The sequence below is a fragment of the Bradyrhizobium sp. 179 genome (genome assembly GCF_023073535.1).
Lineage (GTDB): Bacteria > Pseudomonadota > Alphaproteobacteria > Rhizobiales > Xanthobacteraceae > Bradyrhizobium.
This window is the reverse complement of sequence record NZ_JADPJR010000081.1, coordinates 66581-85954: the sequence shown is the minus strand read 5'-3', so window position 1 is coordinate 85954 and position 19374 is coordinate 66581. Positions and strand designations below refer to the sequence as shown.

The window sequence follows — 19374 nt, the reverse complement described above, 5'->3', positions numbered from 1 at the left end:
GCGTTGGGAGAAGATTATTATGGAGCCGGGATCGACAGCAGGCTGGAAATGCTGCGGCCGCGGATATCGTAGACGCGGGCGAACACCACGTCGTCGCGCTTGATCTCGACCATGACGGGTGCGGTGAGGCCCTTGCAGTAGAATTCGCCCAGCGTCATCGCGAAATCGGCCGCGTTGGAATCCCAGCCGATTGTGAAGTCGGGGCCGAGCGCGACCTGGGCCGGTCGCTGCGGCCCGCACACCGCGACCTTCCATTTGCGATTGCTGGGCGGCACTTCCTGGCGCTCGATCAGCTGCTCGCGCAGCTCGTCCGAGGCCTGCTTCAGCGCCAGGCCCCAATAATCGAGCATAAAGCGGTCGTCGGCGCCGCGCACGGTGCCGGCGATGTGGTTGAAGTGCGTGTATTGATAGGGATGCAGCCGGATCATCTCGGCCAGCGACAACGCAAGACCGAAGCAGAAGGTGGCGAGCACGACCGGCTGCCAGGTGCGGTGATTGGCGCGCAGGCGTTCCATAGTCCAGCCGAAGGCGACGCCGCCGAGCACCGCCATCGGCGGGATCACGAAGACGAAATGGCGGATGCCGTTGTACAGCGCGGGACGCTTCACCATCGCGATCGCGAGCGGCAGGGTCGCGGCCAGCGTCAGCATCAAGAGGATGGTCTTGCGGCGCGCGGGAACCTCGCGGCGCGGCAGCATGGCGAAGGTGCTGACGACGGCGCCGCCCATCAGCACCAGCATCACCTCGGGCAGCTGCAGCGCGAACAGCGTCGGCAGATAGGACCAGGGCATGTCGGGCACGGATACGATCGCGCCGTCGAACATCTCCTTCCACGGCTTCTCGAAGAAATGCGAGAAGTAGGTCAGCGCCTCGAAAGGATTGCCCGGCTCCATGATCGACCACGGCCAGATCAGGCCCATCACGAGATAGCCGAACGCAAGGCCAGGCAGCAGCACATAGACGACGTGGGCGAAGCGGCGGACCGCCTCGCGCAAGCCCTCGCTGCGCAATTCCTCCAGGAACAGCGGGACGAAGCCAAGCATGGCGTAGACCAGCGCGAGACCGCCGAGAACGCGGCAGCCCAACGAAAGGCCGGCACCTAGGCCGACGATCAAGACCGTGCGCGGCGAAGGCTGCGGATATTCCTCCGCGAGGCGGACGAGGCCCAGCATCAGGATGATCATGGCCACCGCGAAGGGCGCATCCTTCGGGTTCATGAACATGTGGCCGTAGAAGATCGGGCAGAGCGCGAGGAGCAAAAGTGAGGCAAGACCGGCGAGGGGCCCGCCGATGCGGCGCCCGAGCCGCCACGTCACCGCAAGCCCGATCACGCCGACGATGGCACCGACCAGACGTCGTGTCTCGAACAGTTCGAGCGGAATGATCTTGTGCAGGAGAGCGGCGATCATATCGAAGCCGCCGCCATACATGTATAGATTCGCGAACGACAGCGCTGCGGTATCCCTGAAACCGGAACCGAACATGCGCAGCAACAGATCGGCATATTCAGCGTGGGTGTAATCGTCCCAGCCGAGCCCGTAGTCGCGGAAGGTCAAGCCTGCAATGACGGCGACCGCAGCCAGCACCAGCATGGCGAGATCGTCGCAAGTCCGTTCGACCGAGCGCCGCAGAGGCGTGTCGATCGCCGAAGTCGTGATGGATGTCATGGCTATTGGTGACCCGGAATCCCCTCTGGACCCTGCTGGCGCGCGCGGGCCTGCTCCCCGGGATCCCTATAGCGCAGTTCCATTACTAAGTAATTGGGCATTATGGCTAAATTCCTGATGCGGCGCAGCAAATGCGGAAACTTGGAGTACCGGTAGCAGTAGTGAGCCGCAGCTGAAGGGAATGTGAATAAGTCTCTGATTTCCTTCCCTTTGGGAACACCGCCCACAATTGGCCGTTGGCGTGGAACACCGGATGACGGTATCGTGGCGTGACGAGCGTCGCGCGTGGATGCGCGGTCGGGGGTGAGTTCGATGATCTTGGCATTGCTGATCGTGGGGATATTCGCCGTTCTGGCGGGCCTCCTTGCGATCCTGTTCGGCTACTCCGTCAGGGAATTCAGCGTCGGCAGCACTCTCATAATCTCCGGAACCATCGGCGTCTGCACCGGAATGTTACTGGTCGGCCTGCATCTTCTGCTCCTTGAGCTGAGGCGCATCGCCCGCCGGTTGGCCGCCGGATCAGCCGCATCGTCCGAGGTTCGGGTCAGGCCCGTGCTGCCGGGTCTCGCAATGCCGGGTGCGCCTGCGCCCGAGCCGGCGCTTGCCTCGCCTGCGAAGACCGAGCCGGAGCCACCACCAGCCGCAGGCCCTCCGCCGTGGCAGAGCGAAGCCGCCCTGCGCGAGCGTCCAGGCGCCGAGGCGCCCGAGCCACCAACGCCTCCTGCGGCTCCGGAAGCGCCGCGCCGCCGCAACCTGTTGTTCGCCTCGACCTCGCGCAAGGAGCGTGAGCGCGCGGAGGCAAAGCCCACGGAGGGCCGGCAACCGTCTCATGAAGAGCCCGCAGCCCCGGACGGTCCGCCTGCCAGTTTCGAGGATGCCTGGCCGAAGCCGGAACGCATGCGCCCGCCGGAGCCGCCGGTCACCGCGCGCCGCCCGCCGCCGCGCTCGCCCTCGATCTTTGCGGAAGCCGCTCCCCCGCCCCCTGCACCTGAGCCGGCGCCTTCACCTGAGCCGGCGGCTGCGGCCGAGCAGACGCCCGTGACCGTGCTCAAATCCGGCGTCGTCGATGGCATGGCCTATTCGCTCTATTCCGACGGTTCGATCGAAGCGCAGATGCCGGAGGGCATGATGCGCTTTGCCTCCATCGACGAGCTCCGCGCGCATCTCGACCAGCGGGGCTGAGGCCGCTGTTTGAAAGTAAAGCGCCGCCCTTCACCAGTAATCAGCCCGTCGTCGTCAGTCGTTGTGGTTCAGCCGAACGTATTGTTGACACGGAATACTCTGACGTCGTCAATCCCGTGAGACGCAAGGTGGAGAAGGGGTGGGCGTATGTCGGATGCTGGGAATAAGAATTTCATCGAGCTGACCGCGAGCATCGTGTCGGCCTATCTCAGCAACAATCCGACGGCGGCGGCCGAGATCCCGAACCTGATCAGCCAGGTGCATGGCGCCTTGGTGCGGGTCTCGTCAGGCCGCACCGAGACCGCGCCGCTCGAGCCGGCCAAGCCGGCGGTGTCGCTGAAGAAGTCGATCGCGCCGGATTATCTGGTGTGCCTGGAAGATGGCAAGCGCTTCAAGTCGCTGAAGCGCCATCTGCGCACCCAGTACAACATGACTCCGGAACAATATCGCGAGAAATGGGGCCTGCCGGCCGACTATCCCATGGTCGCGCCGAACTATGCGGTGGCCCGCTCGCAGCTGGCGAAACAGATGGGGCTGGGACAGCAGCAGCGGAAACGGAAGTAAAATTCTTACGAAGCTTCCGCGAGCGCCTCTTTGGCGTCGGTCTTGATGCGCTCGACCATCGAGCGCAGTCCGTTGGACCGCTGCGGCGTCAGATGATCGCGAAAGCCGAACTCGTTGAACACCGCAATCGCATCGGTATCCAGGATCTCCTGCGGTGTCCGGCCTGAATAGAGCGCGAGCACGATCGCGACCAGACCACGCACGATATGCGCGTCACTGTCGCCGCGATATTTCAGGACCGGCGCGCCATTGCTGCGCTCTACCAGCTTCTGGAGCCAGACCTGGCTGACGCAGCCTTGCACCTTGTTCTCGGCAGAGTGCTCCGCCTCCGGCATCGGTTCCAGGGTGCGGCCGAGCTCGATGACGTACCGGTAGCGGTCGTCCCACTCGTCGAGAAGCTCGAAATTGTCCCTGATTTCGTCGATCGTCGTCATGCTGGCCCATGGTTCCCGTTCAGGCCAATATAGGGACGCGAAGCCCTGAAATCGATAGGGTTTGGGCGCTAATTGACGGTGCAGGCCTAATTCGCCGTGGCAGGTCCGCGCCATTCCAGCGCGAGGTCGTCCTGGGTCAGGGTGTCGTGCGGCGCCTCGCTCGCAGCAATGTCGCCTTCGCCGGCCAGCGCGATCGAGCCGGTGTGGTCGGGCGTCTTCTTGTCGGTCTTGTCGTTCTTCTCGTTGGTGTTCTGCTCTTTCTTGTCGTTGATGATCTGGTAGATCTTGCGCGCGCCGTCCTGGGCGCGCTGGCCGATGATGGTTGCGGCCTGTCCGCCGACCTCGCAGGCCGCCGGCTGACGCTTGCAGAACTGGGTCACGTCGGAGACCGCCGCGGTCGCAGCCTGCACGGCGTCGGCGGCGCCGATCTGCGGCAGCTTCTCCGATTCGGGCGTCTTGTCCCGCGGCAGGAGCACCAGCACCAGCCCGAGCCAGAATGTGATGCGGAGCAGAAAGCGCATCTTGCGACCTGTACGTTCGATCCTGCCGCGGCGATTTCCGCGGATATCGCACCTAGCAACGCTCGATAAATCGCAAGTGATTGCCTTGAGCTTAATTCGCGAAAAAATTGCGCAAAAATCTTCGCGGGATCGACCATCTCGTAAATTTTCAATTGACGCCCGCGCCCATGGTTCTGCTGGCCCCCCGCATCCACCAATTCGAAACCATGCCGAGGGATGTGAAACCCCGTGTTCACCATCCGCAGCGAAGACGCCGCCAAATCATCTAAAAAGCCGCGCGATGACGCGGTGTCCGGCCGCATGCCACGCCGCCTTAGCACTCGTTTAAGGTCGCTCTGACACGGTGGCTCAACGACAAGGAGGCGTTCCGGCACGTCTTCTCAGACGATTGAGCCGAAGCGCGAGACCCGTGACAGTTTTGAGTACCATCCGCGATTGTCTCGATGCACTGCTGCATCCCTCCGCGCGTTACGATGCGCTGACGCGAGCGCGCCATCGTGCCTTCATGGCGCCGCGGCTGCTCGGCAGCCTGGCCGCCTTCGCCGCATTCCCGATCTATCTCTTTCTGCGCGGCGCGCCGAGCGCGATCGAGGTCACCGCCTTTGCCTGGCTGATCGCGCCGATCCTGTTGTCCTGGTTCCTGTCGCGCACCGGCCGCTATGAGGGCGCACACGTGCTCTCGTCGCTGGCGCTTGCCAGCCTGATCATGGCGGTGGCGGCCACCACCGGCGGCATCGAATCTTTCGCCGCGATCTGGCTGGTCGTGATTCCGCTCGAAGCCGCGCTGTCGGCCTCGCGCCGCGTTGTGGCCTTCGCATCGCTGCTCGCGCTGTCCTGTGCCGGGATCCTGATCCTCGTCAGCCAGTTCGGCTGGCTGCCGGTCGAGGAGCCGGGCGCTGCGGCGCGCGGCGTGCTAATGGCGCTCGGCGTCGCCTCGGCGACACTCTATGCCGCCGGCCTCGCCTTCGGCGCGGAATCGCTCGCGCGCACCAGCGTTGCGCTGCTATCGCGCGAGGAAGAGCGCTATCGTCTGCTCGCGCGCAACATGAGCGACGTCATCTCGCGGCACCAGCGCAACGGCGCGGTCGAGTTCATCTCGCCGGCGGTGGAGGCCATGCTCGGCATGCCCGTCACGCAACTGCTCGGCCACGGCCTGTTCGACCGCGTACACGTCGCCGACCGTCCGGCCTATCTCACTGCGTTATCGGATGCGGCGCGCGGTGACGTGTGCAGCGTCGAGTTCCGGTTGCGGCGGGAGCCTGCTGGCTCCGAGCGCGGCCAGACCGACTTCATTTGGGTCGAGATGCGCTGCCGCCCGCTCGAACAGGACAGGGCTCATGACGTCACGGGCAAGGCCGAAGTCGTTACCGTGATGCGCGACGTCACCGATCGCAAGCTTTCCCAGCAGGCGCTAGATCAGGCCCGCAGCGCCGCCGAGGCGGCCGATGCTGCCAAGACGCGCTTTCTCGCCACCATGAGCCACGAATTACGCACGCCGCTCAACGCCATCATCGGCTTCTCCGAGATGATCGCGCAGGAGCAGACCTTGATGCTGGGTGCGGCCCAGCGCAAGGAATACGCCCAGCTCATCAACGATTCCGGCCAGCATCTGCTGTCGCTCGTCAATGGCATCCTGGACATGTCCAAGATGGAATCGGGCAATTTCGAGATTGCGTCGGAGCCGTTCGCGCCGCGCGCAGCGCTGCTGCATTGCTGCAATTTGCTGGCGCTGAAGGCGCGGGAGAACGGCATCGACCTCATCACCGATGCGCCGCAGGATCTGCCCGTCATGACCGGTGATCCCAGGGCCTTCAAGCAGATCGTGCTCAACCTCGTCGCCAATGCCATCAAGTTCACCGAGCGCGGCGGTCAGGTCACCGTGACGGCGGAAGTGTCGGGCGCGCAGCTTGCGCTGCGCATCAGTGACACCGGCGTCGGCATTGCGCCCGACGATCTCAAGCGCATCGGCGCACCGTTCTTCCAGGCCGGCAAGACCTATCAGCGCCGCCACGAAGGCACTGGCCTCGGACTTTCGATCGTGAAGAGCCTCATAGCGTTGCATCTCGGTGAATTGACGGTACAAAGCAGGTTAGGCGAGGGCACCACCGTCACCGTCAAGCTGCCGCTCGTCTACACGCCGCCGCAGGTCAAGCCGGCGGAGAGCAAGATCGCGACGCTGACGCCGGTGTTGCGCCAGGAACCCCACGACCAACTTCACGAAGAATCTCACGACCAACCTGCGCTGGTGAAGAAAAGTGCCTAAGAAGTCTGCAAAGGACGAAGCTGCTCCGCGCCGTCGTGGTGCCAAGGCCGCGGTCATCGATGTCGAGACCGAGCGCAACCTCGTCATGCGCGTGCTGCTGCACAGCCCCAAGGATACGCTGGCCGGCCTCGTCGCCGCCGCCGCGATCGGTGCGATCGTCGCCAATGCGCTGTTCCTCCAGACCGGCCGGCACCCCGCGCCGATGTTCGGCACGGTGATCAATCTTCCCGCGCCGTCGTCCGTGTCACTGTCGAACCCCTTGCCGCGTCCGCGCCCCGTTGGCGCCGACACTTCGCCGCTCGAGCCGCGCGCGACGGAGTTTCGCACCGAGCCCAAACCTGTCGAGCGCGTCGCCGAGAAGGCTCCCGAAAAGCCCGTCGAGGCGACCGCCTCGACGCGCTCGAACGATCCGATGACCAATCTGGTCAAGGCCACGACTTCGACGTCGCCCTCGGTCGTGCGCCCGCCGGCGCCGATCCCGGTGCAGAGCCCGGCCGCGCGACGTATCGCCGGCGTGCAGCGCGCGCTGTCCGAATATGGCTACGGCAATCTGAAGATCACGGGCACGATGAGCGGCGAGACCCAGTCCGCGATCCAGAAATTCGAGCGCGAGCACAAGATGCAGGTCACCGGTCAGGTGTCGGACCGGCTGCTGCGTGAGCTCGCGGCCGCGATCGGCCATCCCGTCGAATAGTCTTGGCGCCTGCACGGAGGCTGGTGCTGCTTGCAGCGCTGGCTTATCGTTCGACTCATGCGTTTGAAATCCAACATATGGGTGGCCGCCTATTTGCGTCGCTGCCAAACCGAGGGCGTATTCGGCGCGGTGCGTCGCCGCGGCGCCGAGGAGGCGGGCGCGGTGTTCGTGAAAGTATCGCTGCTCGACGGCCATGCGATGCTGTACGCCCCGGCGCCGCAGACCGTCTATGACGACGGCCGCCCCGTCGACCGCTTCTTCGTGCCGGTCGCGCCGCAGCCTTTGCCGGAACACACCATCGAGGAACGGCTGACCAAGGAAATTCGCTTCGATCCGGACGCCTGGATCGTCGAGACCGAGGACCGCGCGGGCCGGCATTTTCTGGAGCTGGCGCGGACCTGATCAGCGATCGGACGATCCGCCGGTGCGGGTGCGCACCGTCGGGCTCGTGCCCGGCTGCACGCCGGGCCGCGTCTGGCTTGCGCCTGTACGTGCGCGCTGGCGCTCGCCGTCATGCAGCGAGGACTGGTACTTTGCGCGGGTGACGGCGAGCGTCGAGCCGCGCCAGGCCGCCAGCATCACCAGCGCCGAGCGTTCGCCGAGCCGGTCATAGAGCCGCGACAGCCGGTACACGTCGTTCACGGAGGTCCCGATCTCCGGCTTGAAGAACAAGAGGATGCGCTGGAAGACCGGGCTCGGCATGTCGAGTGCGCGCGCGGCGACCGCGAGCGCTTCGCCGCCGGCATCATCGACGATCTGGGCCGCGACGCGCGAGGGCAGGATCAGGCTGTCGCCGAGCTCGAGGGTGAAGTTCTCGATGTCACCCGCGATCGCCGCCATCTCCAGGATCTGGATCGCGCGCTTGGCGCGCACGGTCGGAATCCGCGGCGCCGCCTTGAGCGGGGTCTGCGCCAGATTGTGCAGGATCAGCGCGCGCTCGGAGGCGCCGGCGCCGAAGAACATGTCGTGGATCTCGGCGGCATCCTTCGGCTGCATCGCCATGTTCGAGGCCAAGCGCTGCTCGGCCTCGGTGGGCGTGCGGACCGGGGCGGGTGCCGGCGGCGGCGTCGCAATCTCTCGCGCCAGCGGAACCCTGCGGCCTTCCTGGGCGGCGACCAGTCCGAGCTTCTGGAGGATCGGGACCGGCGTCGATGGATAGACCGCGAGCCGCGCCTTGACGGCGGCGCGCGTCGCCTCGTCGACCTGGTCGATCAAACGTGTGGCGAGCTCGACGAATTGCCGCTGTTCGTCATCGCTGTGGACGCGTGTCTGGACATAGAGGTCGGTCAGCACGCGCAGCAGCGTCGGACGGATGTCGACGCCTTCGCGACGGGAGAGGGTCATCAGCCCGTCGAATCCGGGAAACAGCGACTTGGTCATTGAGGCGTACGCAACTCGGGAGAGACACTTGTCACGAGCCTATCGCAGGTCTTTTAAAACCTCGTTAAGGAAAATGAGGCGTGAAGCCGGCCCGGCAATTTAAGGCATTGTCGTGCCGCAACGGGACGCCGCGGCAGGGCCCGTGCGGTTACGGTCCGGAAAGCGCGTTTACATCCCGTTAACCATGAACTGATCTTAATGAATGCATGTTGCATGAGCGGTTTGGTCGCACGGCAATTGATAGAGAGCTGGATATGGGGACGATCATCGAATTTCCGGCCGGTCGCCGGGCAGGCTCGTCGGGGGATGCCACACCGCACACGGAAACGGGAACGGTTCTGATTCTCCCGGTGGTCCGTATCGAGCGCGTTGCGGACGAAACCAGCGGCGATCGCGGGCCAGAGCAGGGCACAGCGCCGGGGCGCCGTCGTCGCCGCCGCTGACGTCCGGCTTTGCAATGCCGGACACCATCCGCCAGATCCGGCCTTTCGTATCGGCCCTCCTGCTCGCGCTGCTCGGCGCGACGCTCGGCGCCTGTAGCGGCGGCGATTTCGGCCGCACCCGCGCCGACATGCGCAGCGACGACATGCATCGCTGGTTAGGTGCGGAGGTCACCTCCAGCGTCGGCCTGAAGCCCTCGCAATTCCAGCTCACCGACGAAGAACGCCAGCTTCGCGACCTCGCCTATCCCATGATCGAGCCGCCGTTGTCGCGCCCCGCCTGGAAGAGCGTGTTCGGCGACTACAAGCCGCTGCCATCGCCCTGGCGGCAGAAGATCGTGTTCGACCGCACCATGTACGGGCGCACGCTGATCGACGAGCCGCACCGCTCGCATTCCTCGCGCTATGCGCAGCTGATCGAGGACGTGCGCAACGACATCACGCGCTTCGAGCCGTTCTTCGCCAGCGCGATCCGCGTCATCGATCTCGACAGGAAGCGCGATGCCAGCATGGCACGCGTCTCCGCGCTCTCGCCGAGGGAGAAGGACGACGCGGTCGCGCGCATGCAGGAGAACTCGCTGATCGTGCAGTGGGTGCAGCAATGTCTTGAGCAGCGGGTTTCATCCTACCGCTGGGCGCTGGAGCGACTGGTGATCCAGGCCCCCGACGGCATGGCCGCCGACGCCGACCGCCTGATCGGCGAACTCGCCGCCCAGACCGCCAACCCGCCGGTCGCAGCGCAGCCGCCCTACGGCCGCGCGCTCGTCTCGAAGGGCTGACGTACAAGCTCGCCGCGTAAGCTCGCTGCCTGTCGAGAGCGGCCATCTTACCTCGCGGCCAATCGGCGCGACGAGGTGGAGCCGCCTGTCGTGCGCGATCTTTGGGACCTCACGCCGGCGGTAGCCCGCTAACGCTCTTGGGCATCGGGAACCGCATTGATTGTGCTTGTCCTTCCGAGCCGTCTGGATAGGATTATCTCGTTTCTTCAAGTCATTTTACCCAAAGGTCCTTCAAGATGAGCTTAGACGCCACGCGTCCGTTTAAGAGCCGTCTGGACATTTCACCACACCACCTGCTGGCACTTGCCATTCTGCTTGGATCGACAGGCTCCGCAGCCGCGCTGACCAAGGAGGCGGCGATCGAGAATTGCCGGATGACCGTCGGCCGACCGATCGTACAGGGGTGCATGCGCGCAGGAGGAGGCCCCGCCGGGGGCGCCAATCTGGAAGCTTGCCGCGCCAAGGCCACGCCTCAGGTCCGGGCCTGTGTGCAAGCGGCGCTGAATGCCGCCAATGGCCGCGCCAATGTTGCAGTCGAGATTCCGAAGGAAGCGGCGCCCAAGCTCGAGCAAGGCGCCGCGCTTCCGAAGGACTTCGTTGCGCCGCCGCGCAGCATCGCCGACATCACGGCGATCCTCGACGGCGACAAGCCCGACGAGAAGATGATCGCCGAACTGAAGTCGGATGCCGATGCCGCACCGAGCGGGAAGGAATCCCGTCAGGATCTGGCGCAGTTCTATTTCGATCGCGCCAACGCGCGCGCGCAGCTCGGCCGCCTCGGCGAAGCCATCACCGACGCCGACAAGGCCGTGGAGGTTGGGCGCGGCGCCGTCAGTCCTCATTTGCTGGGGCGGATGATGCAGCTCCAGTCCCTGCAGCACGCTCTCGCAGGCGATCCGAAACGCTCGCTCGAGATCATGCAAAGGCTTCTGCGCGAATCGGCCAGCATGCCGGGCGCTAAGGGAATGCAGTTCAATACGAACCGCGCGATCGCATCCGTTCTCATTCAGATGGGAGACGTCGCGCAAGCGGAGGCCTATCTTCGCCGCACCCAGACCGCGATACAGGAGGCCCGCACCAGCGGTCATCCCAATTGGCGATCCGCCTATGCTCGATTTGGCCAGAGCTGGGAAGGCGAGCTGGAGCTCGCTCGCGCCTTGATCTTCGAGGCACGCGGACAGTTTGCCGAAGCCGAGGCTGCCTATCGCACGGCAGAGCTTCGCAAGCGCGCAAGCACGAAGGCCATCATGGAATCGGACAATCCACCGGCCGAGACCCTTCTGCTGCAGGCGATCGACGGCACCGTGTTGAACCAGGCGCGCATGAAGGCGAAGCAGGGCAGGCTCGCCGAGGCCGAGGTGGACGCGCGCCGCGCGCTGCTCTCGCGCCTGAAGGATACCGGCAAGTACAATCCCGTGACGCCGCGTTTCGTGATGGCGCTGGCGGGCATTCTGGTCGATCAGGGCCGTTACGAGGAGGCGGAGAAGCTCGGCCGTGTTGCCCTCGACATCAACAAGACCGTGGGTGTGCCGGAGGATTCGCACGCGACGGTGCAGCTGCTGTCACAGCTCGCCGGCATATTGACGCTTCGGCGCAACAACGCCGAAGCAAGCGCGATGTTTGCTCGGATCGACAAGGCTGTGGCCGGCTGGGAGCCGCAGCGCCGCCAGGTGTTCGAGCTCAATCCGGCCCGGATCCTGTCGCTCTATGGTTCCGGGCAGCTCGACGCAGGCATTGCCGCCGCCGAGCAGCTCGTGAAGAAGCAGATCGCCCGGGTCGGGGAAAATCATTTCGACGCGGCTTCGGCGCGTGGCACGCTGGCGGTCGGATTGATGCGCGCTCGGCGCGATGCCGATGCCATCAGGGAGTTCAAGGCTGCCATTCCGGTCATGATGGCAAGCGCCAACGAAAATGCCGATGACGAGAACACGACCGTGGTGGCTGCGCGGAGTCAGCGGCTGCAGACCATCGTCGAGAGCTATATGCTGCTGCTCGGCAGGGCGGAAGGAGCCGGCAAGGACGTCGGCGAAGAGACGTTCAGCCTCGCCGACGCCGTCCGTGGTCGCTCGGTGCAGCAGGCGCTGGCGGCATCGAGCGCGCGCGCGGCGGCAAAGGATCCCGCGCTCGCCGAGCTCGTGCGCAAGGAGCAGGACCTGACCAAGCAGGTCAATGCCCAGCTCGGCACGCTCAACAACGTGCTCGCGCTCCCCGCGGCGGAGCGCGACGAGAAGGGCGTTGCGCAAATCCAGGCCGCGATCGCTGCCTTGCGCGGCCAGCGCGACAAGGCGCGCCAGGAGATCAAGCAGAAGTTTCCGACTTACGCCGATCTCGTCTCGCCCAAGCCGCCGAGCGTTGCCGAAATCCGTGCGACGCTGGCCGACGACGAGGCCATGCTGTCGTTCTATTTCGGCCAGAACGGCAGCTTCGTCTGGGCCGTGCCGAAGTCGGGGCCGGTCGCGTTCGCGGCCGTCCAGGCCAGGATCGGCGACATCGAAACGAAGATCCGCAAGCTGCGCGAAGCGCTCGAGCCGCAGGCCGCGATGATCTCGGACATTCCGCCCTTCGATCTCAAGCTCGGCCATGAACTGTACGAGCTGCTGCTCAAGCCGGTCGAGAGCGGCTGGAAGCCGGCCAGGAACCTGATCGTCGTGACCAATGGCGCGCTGGGACTGTTGCCGCTGGCGTTGTTGCCGACGGCACCGGCAGAGGTGGCTGCGGATGAGGACCCGCTCTTCATCGGTTATCGCAACGTGCCTTGGCTGGCGCGAACCCATGCCGTGTCGACGGTGCCGTCGGCGGCGGCGTTGCGCACACTGCGGCAGCTGCCGCCGGGCAAGCCCGGCCGCGGCGACCTCGTGGCCTTCGGGGATCCCTATTTCAACAGCGATCAGCAGGCCGAAGCGGAAGGCGGGCATAAGATTCAGGTCGCCGACGCCAGCGGCAACATCACGCGCGGCGGGCCGCTGAAGCGACGCAACAGTCCCAAGCTCGAGGGCGTCGACAGCGCCGAGCTCGGTCTGTTGCCTCGTCTGCCCGATACCGCGGACGAGCTGAAATCGATCGCGCTGGCGCTGCAGGCGGACCCCTCGAAGGTGCTGTTCCTTGGCAAGAGCGCGACCGAGAGCGCCGTGAAGACGATGAATCTGTCCGGCTTCAGAATCCTGGCCTTTGCCACCCACGGTCTGGTCCCGGGCGAGCTGAACGGATTGACGCAACCGGCGCTCGCGTTGTCGTCACCGGCGGTGACGGGCGAGGGCGGCGACGGGCTCTTGACCATGGAGGAGATCCTCGGTCTCAAGCTGGACGCGGACTGGGTCGTCCTGTCAGCCTGTAACACCGGCGCCGGCGCTGGCGCAGGGGCCGAGGCGGCATCCGGGCTCGGGCGCGCGTTCTTCTACGCCGGAACGCGGGCGCTGCTGGTGACGAACTGGTCGGTGCATTCGCAGTCGGCACGGCAATTGGTGACAGACTTGTTCAAGCGGCAGGCCGATGATCCCAAGCTGTCGCGCAGCGAGGCGCTGCGCCAGGCGACGATGGCTCTCATCGATGGTCCCGGCTATCTCAACAACGAGGGCAAGACCGAGTTCACCTATGCGCATCCGCTGTTCTGGGCGCCGTACACCATCATCGGCGATGGCGGCTTGCGTTGACCAACCGGGGAAGGGGTGCACGGACAATGGAGCGGAATGTCTTGCTGGGCCTCATGGCCGCAGGTTTGCTGTTCTCCGGACCAACGCGCGCCACGCCATTGATCACGGAAGAGGAAGCGAAGCTGCCGCCGCCGAAGGGCGCGGTTGCCGTCGATCAGCGCGGCATCATGCGCGGCCCCAAAGTCGAGTTCGTCTCGCCGGGCGACTCGGCGAGTTCACCTCTGCGACTGGTATTGAAGTTTCAGTCCTATGGCGGGGCAAAGATTGATCCGGAATCGGTCAGGGTGATCTTCCTCCGGACGCCGAATGTCGACTTGACCCCGCGGGTCAAGCCCTTCGTCCAGCCCGACGGCATCAACATGCAGGATGCGGAACTGCCGCCGGGCGAATACACGGTGCGCGTCGATATCAAGGACAGTGATGGTCGGCCGGGCACGACCATCTTTACGCTGAAGGTCGCACCCAAATGATGTGCCCCTACTGCCGGTCCGGGACTGCAGAGGGTGCGCTGGTTTGTGCGTCCTGTGGGCGCGACATCGCCGTTCCCGCCACGCTGATCGCCGAGCGCGACGATCTCCTGCGCAAGCGCGAGGAGCTGCGCGATGAACTGCGGCAGGCCAGAGACGAGGTCGAGGCCATCATGAGGCGAAGGAAGTCGCGCTAGCGATGGAATGTCCGTTTTGCGCCGAGACGATCAAGGACGAAGCCATCGCGTGCAAGCATTGCTCGCGGGACTTGCGCGTCGTGCGGCCGACGCTTGTCGAGATTGACGAAATTGTTGCCGATCTGGACAAGATCAGGCGCGATCTCGATCGTGTCAATGTCCGCCTCGAGCGCTATAACAATCCGCTGCGCTATTACGGAACGCATGCGGTGCTCTATGTCGCCATTCCGTCCCTGCTGCTGGTGATCGCGCATGTGCTCGTGACCATCACCTTCAACGTGTCCCCGATCCCGCTTCGGATCGCATCGATCGCCATACCGCTGCTGTTCGGATTCGTGGCCTATCCACTGCATCGGGTTTTCGCCCTGACGGCGTTTGTGCTGGGGTTCCTGACGGCTTGCGTCAGCATCTTCGCGATGCTGACGGTGACCGGGATCCACGATCACGTCCCGATCCTGCCGACGATCTGGATCGAGTGGCGGGAAGTGTTCGAATATGGCGCGAGCATCCTGCTGGCCTTCGTCTCCGGCAATATCTTGAGCGTCGTGATCTTCCAGGTCTTGCCGCGTGTGCTGTCGCACGGGGGCAAACCGAACGCGTTCGCCTTCCGCGTGGCGCGCCTGCTGGGGCAACATGTCGGCGAGGAACAACTGCGCCGCCGCGCCCGCTTGATCCAGGACCTCATGCAGACCGCCGGACCGCTGGCCGGTGTCGCTGCAACCGCGGTCGGCTCGATCTACGCCGGCTTGAAGGGGCTGCTTGGATAGCCTTGCGGACGGGCGGCCGGCGAGAGCAGCACCTGCCTATCGCGATTCCACCACCTTGCCGTCCTCCTTCACGAACCGGCCGACGGGATTCTCCAGGAGATCGATCACGGCTTCCGAGGGACGGCACAGTCGTGTGCCCTTTGGCGTCACCACGATCGGACGGTTGATCAGGATGGGATGCGCGAGCATCTGGTCGATCAGCTCGTCATCGGACCATTTTGGGTCATCGAGGCCGAGGTCGTGAAAGGGCGTGCCTTTCTCCCGCAGCAGTGCGCGAGCGGAGATCCCCAAGCCTTTGATGAGCTCGACCAGCGTTTCGCGGGATGGCGGCGTCTTCAGATATTCGATGACGACAGGTTCGACGCCACTCTGCCGGATCATCGCAAGCGTATTGCGCGAGGTACCGCAAGCCGGGTTATGATAGATCGTGACGGTCATCGGGTTGCCTCCGCAACAGGGATTGGACTGGCCGAGCGAGTGTCCGAGCAGCTAAGTCATCAGCAGCATATCTGCAAACGCGCCACAAGGCTCCCCAAGGATGAAGCGGGGCGGGTCAGCGGGGCGGAGGCCCGAAAGGTGTTTTCCAGGGTCGCGCGACCGCCACGGCCGGATGGCGGACGAGGCCGGCGCACTCCTATTGGTCCCGAGAGTTTCTGTCAGCCGCAGCGCACCTCCTGAGTCCGCAGCAAGCGGTGCCTGACTGTTCGCGCGATCGCTGCCGGCGCCTCGTCGGGGATGGCAAAGCAGGAACTCGCGTTGATCTCGCACAGAACGTATGTGTCGGCCCCCGACGCATCGCGGGGCCCGTACAGGAAGTCCGCATCCCAGATCACCGGTAGCGAAGATTCATCGATGCCGAGCGTCTCCATCATCTGCGGGGTCCATTCGTGCTCCATCGATCTTCGCAACGACTGGAACGGCGGCGCATCAGGCCCGTGCATGATTCGCGGTCCCGGTTGCGCCTCAGCAGCATCCGGGCTTCGCTGCGGCGGCGGGATCAAGGCCTTGATCAATTGATGCCCAAAGCCTGCGACCCTGGCGCCGCTCATATAGCAGCGGATCATCCCCTCGGGCAGACGAGGTTGGAATGCCTGGTCAATGATGCAGCCACCCCAGCCGAAATATTGCTCGCAGCGCGCGATGAGGGCATCGAGCTGGGTGTCCTCGGGCAAGCTGCCACGTTGGGCATGGAGCACCCGGACCATGGCGTCCGTGTCCGGAAGTGCTTCGACCTTCCAAACGCCTTGGCCGCCATTGCCGCGATTTTGCTTCAGCACGCGCGGGCCGCTTGCCCGCAGGCGCGATGGAAATTCGGCGCGGAAGGCCGCGGCGGTATCATAGCGGTGCGTGTCGGTGCCCCAGCCCAGGTGACGCGTCCGGTAGAGCACCTCTTTGACGCCCATCTTCAGGATCACGTCGGGATGTGCGCTCACCCATGTACCTTGCGCTGCAACGTCGCGGAGCAGGTCGTCGAGCTCGGCGCGGGTTTTGCCTTGATGGATCGGATCGATCCAGACGAGCACGCCGTCGGCAGCGAGCAACTGGTCGCGCACCGCATCGGCGAAGCTTTCGTCGTAGATCACCGGTTGGGCTTCGATGCCGAGAGCGGCGAGTGCTTCGAAGACGCGGACGAAGCGGCTGTTTTGCGCCGTCGCCTCCCGGCGCGCGGCAGCATCGCCGCGCGAGAGGATGGCTACGGTGTTGCGGGAAGTGGGGTGTTCCTCGGTGTCCATGCGCAAGCTCCACGAATTGCGTGCTGCGCAGAGCTTGGACCGGAGTCTCACGGGGAGTCTGCTTCATCCCCACGCAGGTAATCTACGTGAGATGGTTCTCATGTTTCAAGACCCCGGTTCGCTCGGTTCCGTCGGAACGTTGAACATTTCTTGACCGGCCGCGGGCATGCGCGCGTTGACAGCTCGTCCGTCGAGGCTTTTACTCGCTGCAACGGGGACATGCGATCTCCCCGTGAGGCGACATGCCCAAGCATCGCGTCCTGATCACCAAGGGCGCCGCATGTCATGATTACCCGATCTCATCCGAACAATTCTTGGTTCATCGTGCGCACGCCGAAGCGCATCGATGGCCGCATCGTGTTGCGTCTCCCGGGATCATCCGGGCGCCACGTCGCAAGCCGATCTAACCTGGGGCAGGGAGTTCACCAGGAGAGAAAGACCATGTGTACACGCATCCTTCATGCCGCCCTGTTTCTCGCGTTCGCGTCAGGGCTGTCGAGCGCACACGCTCTAACACAGGAGGAATTCATCGCCAAAATCCAGGCTGCCGGCTATTCGCAGGTCAGCGACGTCAAGTCGACCGCCGAGGGCACGACCGCAAAGGCCGTCAAGAACGGCAAGCAAGTGCGGCTCGTGGTCGATAGTGGCGGCCAGATCAAGGAGCAGAAGTGAGGCACTGGCGGACGAAATCCAAGCTTGAGGGAGCAGTTCAATGAGAAAGACAATCCCGGTTCTGATGCTCATCGGCACCTGCTTCATGGTGGCGGCTCACGCCCAGAATGTCGACTGGCAGAAGGTTGATGAGACGCTGGGCCGCAAGCCCACTGTTACGGACGATGTCCATCGCTACGGCTTTCCTCGCACCGATCTCACGGTGACGCTCGACGGCGTAACCATCAAGCCGGCGCTGGCGCTTGGCGGCTGGGTCGCGTTCAAGCCGGCGCATGGCGGCGCCATGGTCATGGGCGACCTCGTGCTGCTCGAGACCGAGGTCAATCCCGTCATGGCGAAGATGATTGCGAGCGGTCTCGAGATCACCGCCGTACACAATCATCTGCTTCGCGCGAGCCCGGCCACATTCTACATGCACATCGCCGGACACGGAGATCCAGTCAAACTGGCCTCGGCCATCCATGATGGGCTTGCCGAAAGCAAGACGCCGCTGACGGTGGCGGCGCCGGGAAACGCGCCGCCTGCCATCGAGCTCGACACGGCGAAGCTCGACCAGATCATCGGCGTCAAGGGGCAGGGCAATGGCGGCGTCTACCAGTTCAACGTGAAGCGGCGCGACCCGATCACGGAGGACGGCATGCCGCTGACTCCGGTCGGCGCGATGGGCGTTGCGATAGCCATTAACTTTCAGCCGACCGGCGGCGGCAAGGCGGCCATCACAGGCGATTTCGTCCTGACCGGCGACGAGGTGAACCCGGTCCTCGCGGCGCTGCGGACGCATGGCATCGAGGTGACGGCGCTGCACAGCCACATGCTGGACGAGCAGCCGAGGCTCTTCTTCATGCATTTCTGGGCCAACGACGATGCCGTCAAACTTGCAGAGGGCTTGCGCGCGGCGCTCGACAAGACCGCCAGCACGAAGAGCTGACGCCAGGGAGGGGGCTGCGCACGGTGGTCTTCGTCGAGCCAGTCGCGTGCTGACCGAGTCCAAGTCATCCAAAGCGCTGGTCCAATGCATGGGCGTGGAGCAAGGCACTTGTCGTGCCTTGCCCCGCCGTGCAGCGCCAAGCGCTGCGATCCTTTCTGAACTCATGTGCGGACCGGTTGTTACCGTTCATCGAACAGAGGAGGAAACCATGCGTGTTCTTGCGATGATCACGGCAGTTCTGCTGTCCTGCGCTGTCGGCCCCTCACTTGCCGCCGAAGTGGAGAAGGCCCCGACGCAGTCGGGTCCGGCCGCCGTTCCAGTGCAACCGGATCAAACGCCCGGGCAGGCCGAGCAGGCCCGCGAGCAGGACAGAAAGGATGCTGAAGACGTTCAGATTGGCCGTGATTGGAAAGCGCAAGGCGGCAGCGAAGGCGAACGCGCGGGTCGAGCTGAGTCATCCGGGCAGGAGCATCAAACCGTGGGTCGAGATTGGCGAGCTCATCCTGACGATCCTGAACGGCGGTGAATCGACAGCCAACCTCCGGACGCTCGCAAGCGCTGGTTGTCTACGAGTCAGTTGAAATATCCATCCGCTGGTCAGAGCGGAGTGCGGAGGGCATTTGACAAATCCGCCCGCTGCGCAATAGTTGCGGGTACGGGGAAGCGATCTCCCCGTGAGGCGACATGCCCAAGAATCGCGTCCCTTTTTCGAAGGACGCTGCATGTCTGCCGTTTGCCTATCCATCTCCAAGCCCTTCTATTCCTCTCGCGCGTCAGGACCTCGCGGTCGGCCGGTCGCCGCGCGATCGCAGGCTCGTCAATCAGTGGGCGTCGGGTCCCTGACAGCCTCGCCGGCGGAACGCCGATTCTGGCGCTCAACATGTACGAGCACCTGTCACGTCGATTATGGCGCCAAGGCCAGCAGCTATGTGCTCGCCGGCATCTTGCAGCATATCGCGAGGACGGGAGGTAAGCGGGAGAAGCGTCTGACATAACACCTTATGATTTCGGGGGTACCGCGAGCTCCCCGTGAGAT

20 protein-coding genes are annotated in these 19374 nt (G+C 64.5%); 14 read left to right on the top strand and 6 right to left on the bottom strand.

Features of this window, described 5'->3' with window-relative positions:
- Positions 1 to 17: 17 nt before the first annotated feature.
- A complete protein-coding gene (locus tag IVB12_RS20140) occupies positions 18 to 1667 on the bottom strand; it encodes a glycosyltransferase family 39 protein (protein WP_247301278.1) in 1650 nt (549 codons plus the stop codon).
- Between the two features lie 312 nt (positions 1668 to 1979).
- Between IVB12_RS20140 and IVB12_RS20135 the strand changes: the two genes are divergently transcribed.
- Both IVB12_RS20135 and IVB12_RS20130 read left to right on the top strand, forming a co-directional pair.
- Positions 1980 to 2849 (top strand): DUF308 domain-containing protein, encoded by an 870-nt coding sequence (locus IVB12_RS20135; protein WP_247301277.1) that lies wholly within the window; start codon positions 1980 to 1982, stop codon positions 2847 to 2849.
- A 147-nt stretch (positions 2850 to 2996) separates the two neighbouring features.
- On the top strand, positions 2997 to 3413 hold the full coding sequence (locus IVB12_RS20130) for a MucR family transcriptional regulator (protein WP_247301276.1): 417 nt from the start codon (positions 2997 to 2999) through the stop codon (positions 3411 to 3413).
- A gap of 5 nt (positions 3414 to 3418) precedes the next feature.
- On the opposite strand, the gene IVB12_RS20125 is transcribed toward IVB12_RS20130, so the two are convergent.
- Positions 3419 to 3847: a SufE family protein gene (locus IVB12_RS20125; RefSeq protein ID WP_247301275.1), complete on the bottom strand. Its 429-nt coding sequence runs from the start codon at positions 3845 to 3847 to the stop codon at positions 3419 to 3421.
- Positions 3848 to 3933: 86 nt separating this feature from the next.
- Positions 3934 to 4368 carry a DUF5330 domain-containing protein gene (locus tag IVB12_RS20120; RefSeq protein WP_247301274.1) on the bottom strand — a complete coding sequence of 145 codons (435 nt, stop codon included), beginning with the start codon at positions 4366 to 4368 and terminating at the stop codon, positions 3934 to 3936.
- A 409-nt stretch (positions 4369 to 4777) separates the two neighbouring features.
- On the opposite strand from IVB12_RS20120, the gene IVB12_RS20115 reads away from it, so the two are divergent.
- The 3 genes from IVB12_RS20115 to IVB12_RS20105 are packed head-to-tail and all read left to right on the top strand — an operon-like array spanning position 4778 to position 7727.
- Positions 4778 to 6631, top strand: coding sequence for a PAS domain-containing sensor histidine kinase (locus IVB12_RS20115; protein WP_247301273.1), 1854 nt, complete (start codon positions 4778 to 4780; stop codon positions 6629 to 6631).
- A complete protein-coding gene (locus IVB12_RS20110; protein WP_247301272.1) occupies positions 6624 to 7325 on the top strand; it encodes a peptidoglycan-binding domain-containing protein in 702 nt (233 codons plus the stop codon). Before IVB12_RS20115 ends, IVB12_RS20110 begins: the two co-directional genes overlap by 8 nt.
- A gap of 57 nt (positions 7326 to 7382) precedes the next feature.
- On the top strand, positions 7383 to 7727 hold the full coding sequence (locus IVB12_RS20105; protein WP_247301408.1) for a DUF1491 family protein: 345 nt from the start codon (positions 7383 to 7385) through the stop codon (positions 7725 to 7727).
- On the opposite strand, the gene IVB12_RS20100 is transcribed toward IVB12_RS20105, so the two are convergent.
- Complete coding sequence (locus tag IVB12_RS20100) at positions 7728 to 8705, bottom strand: DUF2336 domain-containing protein (RefSeq protein ID WP_247301271.1); 978 nt, start codon at positions 8703 to 8705, stop codon at positions 7728 to 7730. It abuts the gene before it with no gap.
- Between the two features lie 254 nt (positions 8706 to 8959).
- Here IVB12_RS20100 and IVB12_RS20095 point away from each other — a divergent pair, with 254 nt between their 5' ends.
- The 6 genes from IVB12_RS20095 to IVB12_RS20070 all read left to right on the top strand — a co-directional run bounded on the left by IVB12_RS20095 (position 8960) and on the right by IVB12_RS20070 (position 15005).
- Complete coding sequence (locus IVB12_RS20095; RefSeq protein ID WP_247301270.1) at positions 8960 to 9148, top strand: hypothetical protein; 189 nt, start codon at positions 8960 to 8962, stop codon at positions 9146 to 9148.
- A gap of 14 nt (positions 9149 to 9162) precedes the next feature.
- Positions 9163 to 9924, top strand: coding sequence for a hypothetical protein (locus tag IVB12_RS20090; RefSeq protein ID WP_247301269.1), 762 nt, complete (start codon positions 9163 to 9165; stop codon positions 9922 to 9924).
- Positions 9925 to 10160: 236 nt separating this feature from the next.
- A complete protein-coding gene (locus IVB12_RS20085) occupies positions 10161 to 13574 on the top strand; it encodes a CHAT domain-containing protein (protein ID WP_247301268.1) in 3414 nt (1137 codons plus the stop codon).
- Positions 13575 to 13615: 41 nt separating this feature from the next.
- On the top strand, positions 13616 to 14044 hold the full coding sequence (locus tag IVB12_RS20080) for a hypothetical protein (protein WP_247301267.1): 429 nt from the start codon (positions 13616 to 13618) through the stop codon (positions 14042 to 14044).
- The gene (locus IVB12_RS20075) at positions 14041 to 14238 is read left to right on the top strand and encodes a hypothetical protein (protein WP_247301266.1); all 198 of its coding nucleotides are present in this window, start codon (positions 14041 to 14043) and stop codon (positions 14236 to 14238) included. Before IVB12_RS20080 ends, IVB12_RS20075 begins: the two co-directional genes overlap by 4 nt.
- A 2-nt stretch (positions 14239 to 14240) precedes the next feature.
- Positions 14241 to 15005: a hypothetical protein gene (locus IVB12_RS20070; protein ID WP_247301265.1), complete on the top strand. Its 765-nt coding sequence runs from the start codon at positions 14241 to 14243 to the stop codon at positions 15003 to 15005.
- A gap of 36 nt (positions 15006 to 15041) precedes the next feature.
- Here IVB12_RS20070 and arsC read toward each other — a convergent pair whose 3' ends face one another.
- The gene (gene arsC / locus IVB12_RS20065) at positions 15042 to 15443 is read right to left on the bottom strand and encodes an arsenate reductase (glutaredoxin) (RefSeq protein ID WP_247301264.1); all 402 of its coding nucleotides are present in this window, start codon (positions 15441 to 15443) and stop codon (positions 15042 to 15044) included.
- A gap of 218 nt (positions 15444 to 15661) precedes the next feature.
- Positions 15662 to 16738, bottom strand: a complete 1077-nt coding sequence (locus IVB12_RS20060; RefSeq protein WP_247301263.1) for a Cj0069 family protein — start codon at positions 16736 to 16738, stop codon at positions 15662 to 15664.
- 441 nt (positions 16739 to 17179) lie between these two features.
- Between IVB12_RS20060 and IVB12_RS20055 the strand changes: the two genes are divergently transcribed.
- From IVB12_RS20055 to IVB12_RS20045, 3 genes are all read left to right on the top strand, one after another.
- Entirely contained in the window at positions 17180 to 17410 is a 231-nt protein-coding gene (locus IVB12_RS20055; RefSeq protein WP_247275878.1) for a hypothetical protein, read from the top strand.
- 40 nt (positions 17411 to 17450) lie between these two features.
- Positions 17451 to 18338: a DUF1259 domain-containing protein gene (locus IVB12_RS20050; protein ID WP_247301262.1), complete on the top strand. Its 888-nt coding sequence runs from the start codon at positions 17451 to 17453 to the stop codon at positions 18336 to 18338.
- Positions 18339 to 18546: 208 nt separating this feature from the next.
- On the top strand, positions 18547 to 18864 hold the full coding sequence (locus IVB12_RS20045) for a hypothetical protein (RefSeq protein WP_247301261.1): 318 nt from the start codon (positions 18547 to 18549) through the stop codon (positions 18862 to 18864).
- The last annotated feature ends 510 nt before the right edge of the window (positions 18865 to 19374 follow it).

Bases quoted from the DNA above. Each gene is read 5' to 3' on its own strand.
- IVB12_RS20140 (WP_247301278.1), bottom strand. From the start codon at position 1,667: ATGACATCCATCACGACTTCGGCGATCGACACGCCTCTGCGGCGCTCG.
- IVB12_RS20135 (WP_247301277.1), top strand. From the start codon at position 1,980: ATGATCTTGGCATTGCTGATCGTGGGGATATTCGCCGTTCTGGCGGGC.
- IVB12_RS20130 (WP_247301276.1), top strand. From the start codon at position 2,997: ATGTCGGATGCTGGGAATAAGAATTTCATCGAGCTGACCGCGAGCATC.
- IVB12_RS20125 (WP_247301275.1), bottom strand. From the start codon at position 3,847: ATGACGACGATCGACGAAATCAGGGACAATTTCGAGCTTCTCGACGAG.
- IVB12_RS20120 (WP_247301274.1), bottom strand. From the start codon at position 4,368: ATGCGCTTTCTGCTCCGCATCACATTCTGGCTCGGGCTGGTGCTGGTG.
- IVB12_RS20105 (WP_247301408.1), top strand. From the start codon at position 7,383: ATGCGTTTGAAATCCAACATATGGGTGGCCGCCTATTTGCGTCGCTGC.
- IVB12_RS20100 (WP_247301271.1), bottom strand. From the start codon at position 8,705: ATGACCAAGTCGCTGTTTCCCGGATTCGACGGGCTGATGACCCTCTCC.
- IVB12_RS20095 (WP_247301270.1), top strand. From the start codon at position 8,960: ATGGGGACGATCATCGAATTTCCGGCCGGTCGCCGGGCAGGCTCGTCG.
- IVB12_RS20090 (WP_247301269.1), top strand. From the start codon at position 9,163: ATGCCGGACACCATCCGCCAGATCCGGCCTTTCGTATCGGCCCTCCTG.
- IVB12_RS20085 (WP_247301268.1), top strand. From the start codon at position 10,161: ATGAGCTTAGACGCCACGCGTCCGTTTAAGAGCCGTCTGGACATTTCA.
- IVB12_RS20075 (WP_247301266.1), top strand. From the start codon at position 14,041: ATGATGTGCCCCTACTGCCGGTCCGGGACTGCAGAGGGTGCGCTGGTT.
- IVB12_RS20070 (WP_247301265.1), top strand. From the start codon at position 14,241: ATGGAATGTCCGTTTTGCGCCGAGACGATCAAGGACGAAGCCATCGCG.
- arsC (WP_247301264.1), bottom strand. From the start codon at position 15,443: ATGACCGTCACGATCTATCATAACCCGGCTTGCGGTACCTCGCGCAAT.
- IVB12_RS20060 (WP_247301263.1), bottom strand. From the start codon at position 16,738: ATGGACACCGAGGAACACCCCACTTCCCGCAACACCGTAGCCATCCTC.
- IVB12_RS20055 (WP_247275878.1), top strand. From the start codon at position 17,180: ATGTGTACACGCATCCTTCATGCCGCCCTGTTTCTCGCGTTCGCGTCA.
- IVB12_RS20050 (WP_247301262.1), top strand. From the start codon at position 17,451: ATGAGAAAGACAATCCCGGTTCTGATGCTCATCGGCACCTGCTTCATG.
- IVB12_RS20045 (WP_247301261.1), top strand. From the start codon at position 18,547: ATGCGTGTTCTTGCGATGATCACGGCAGTTCTGCTGTCCTGCGCTGTC.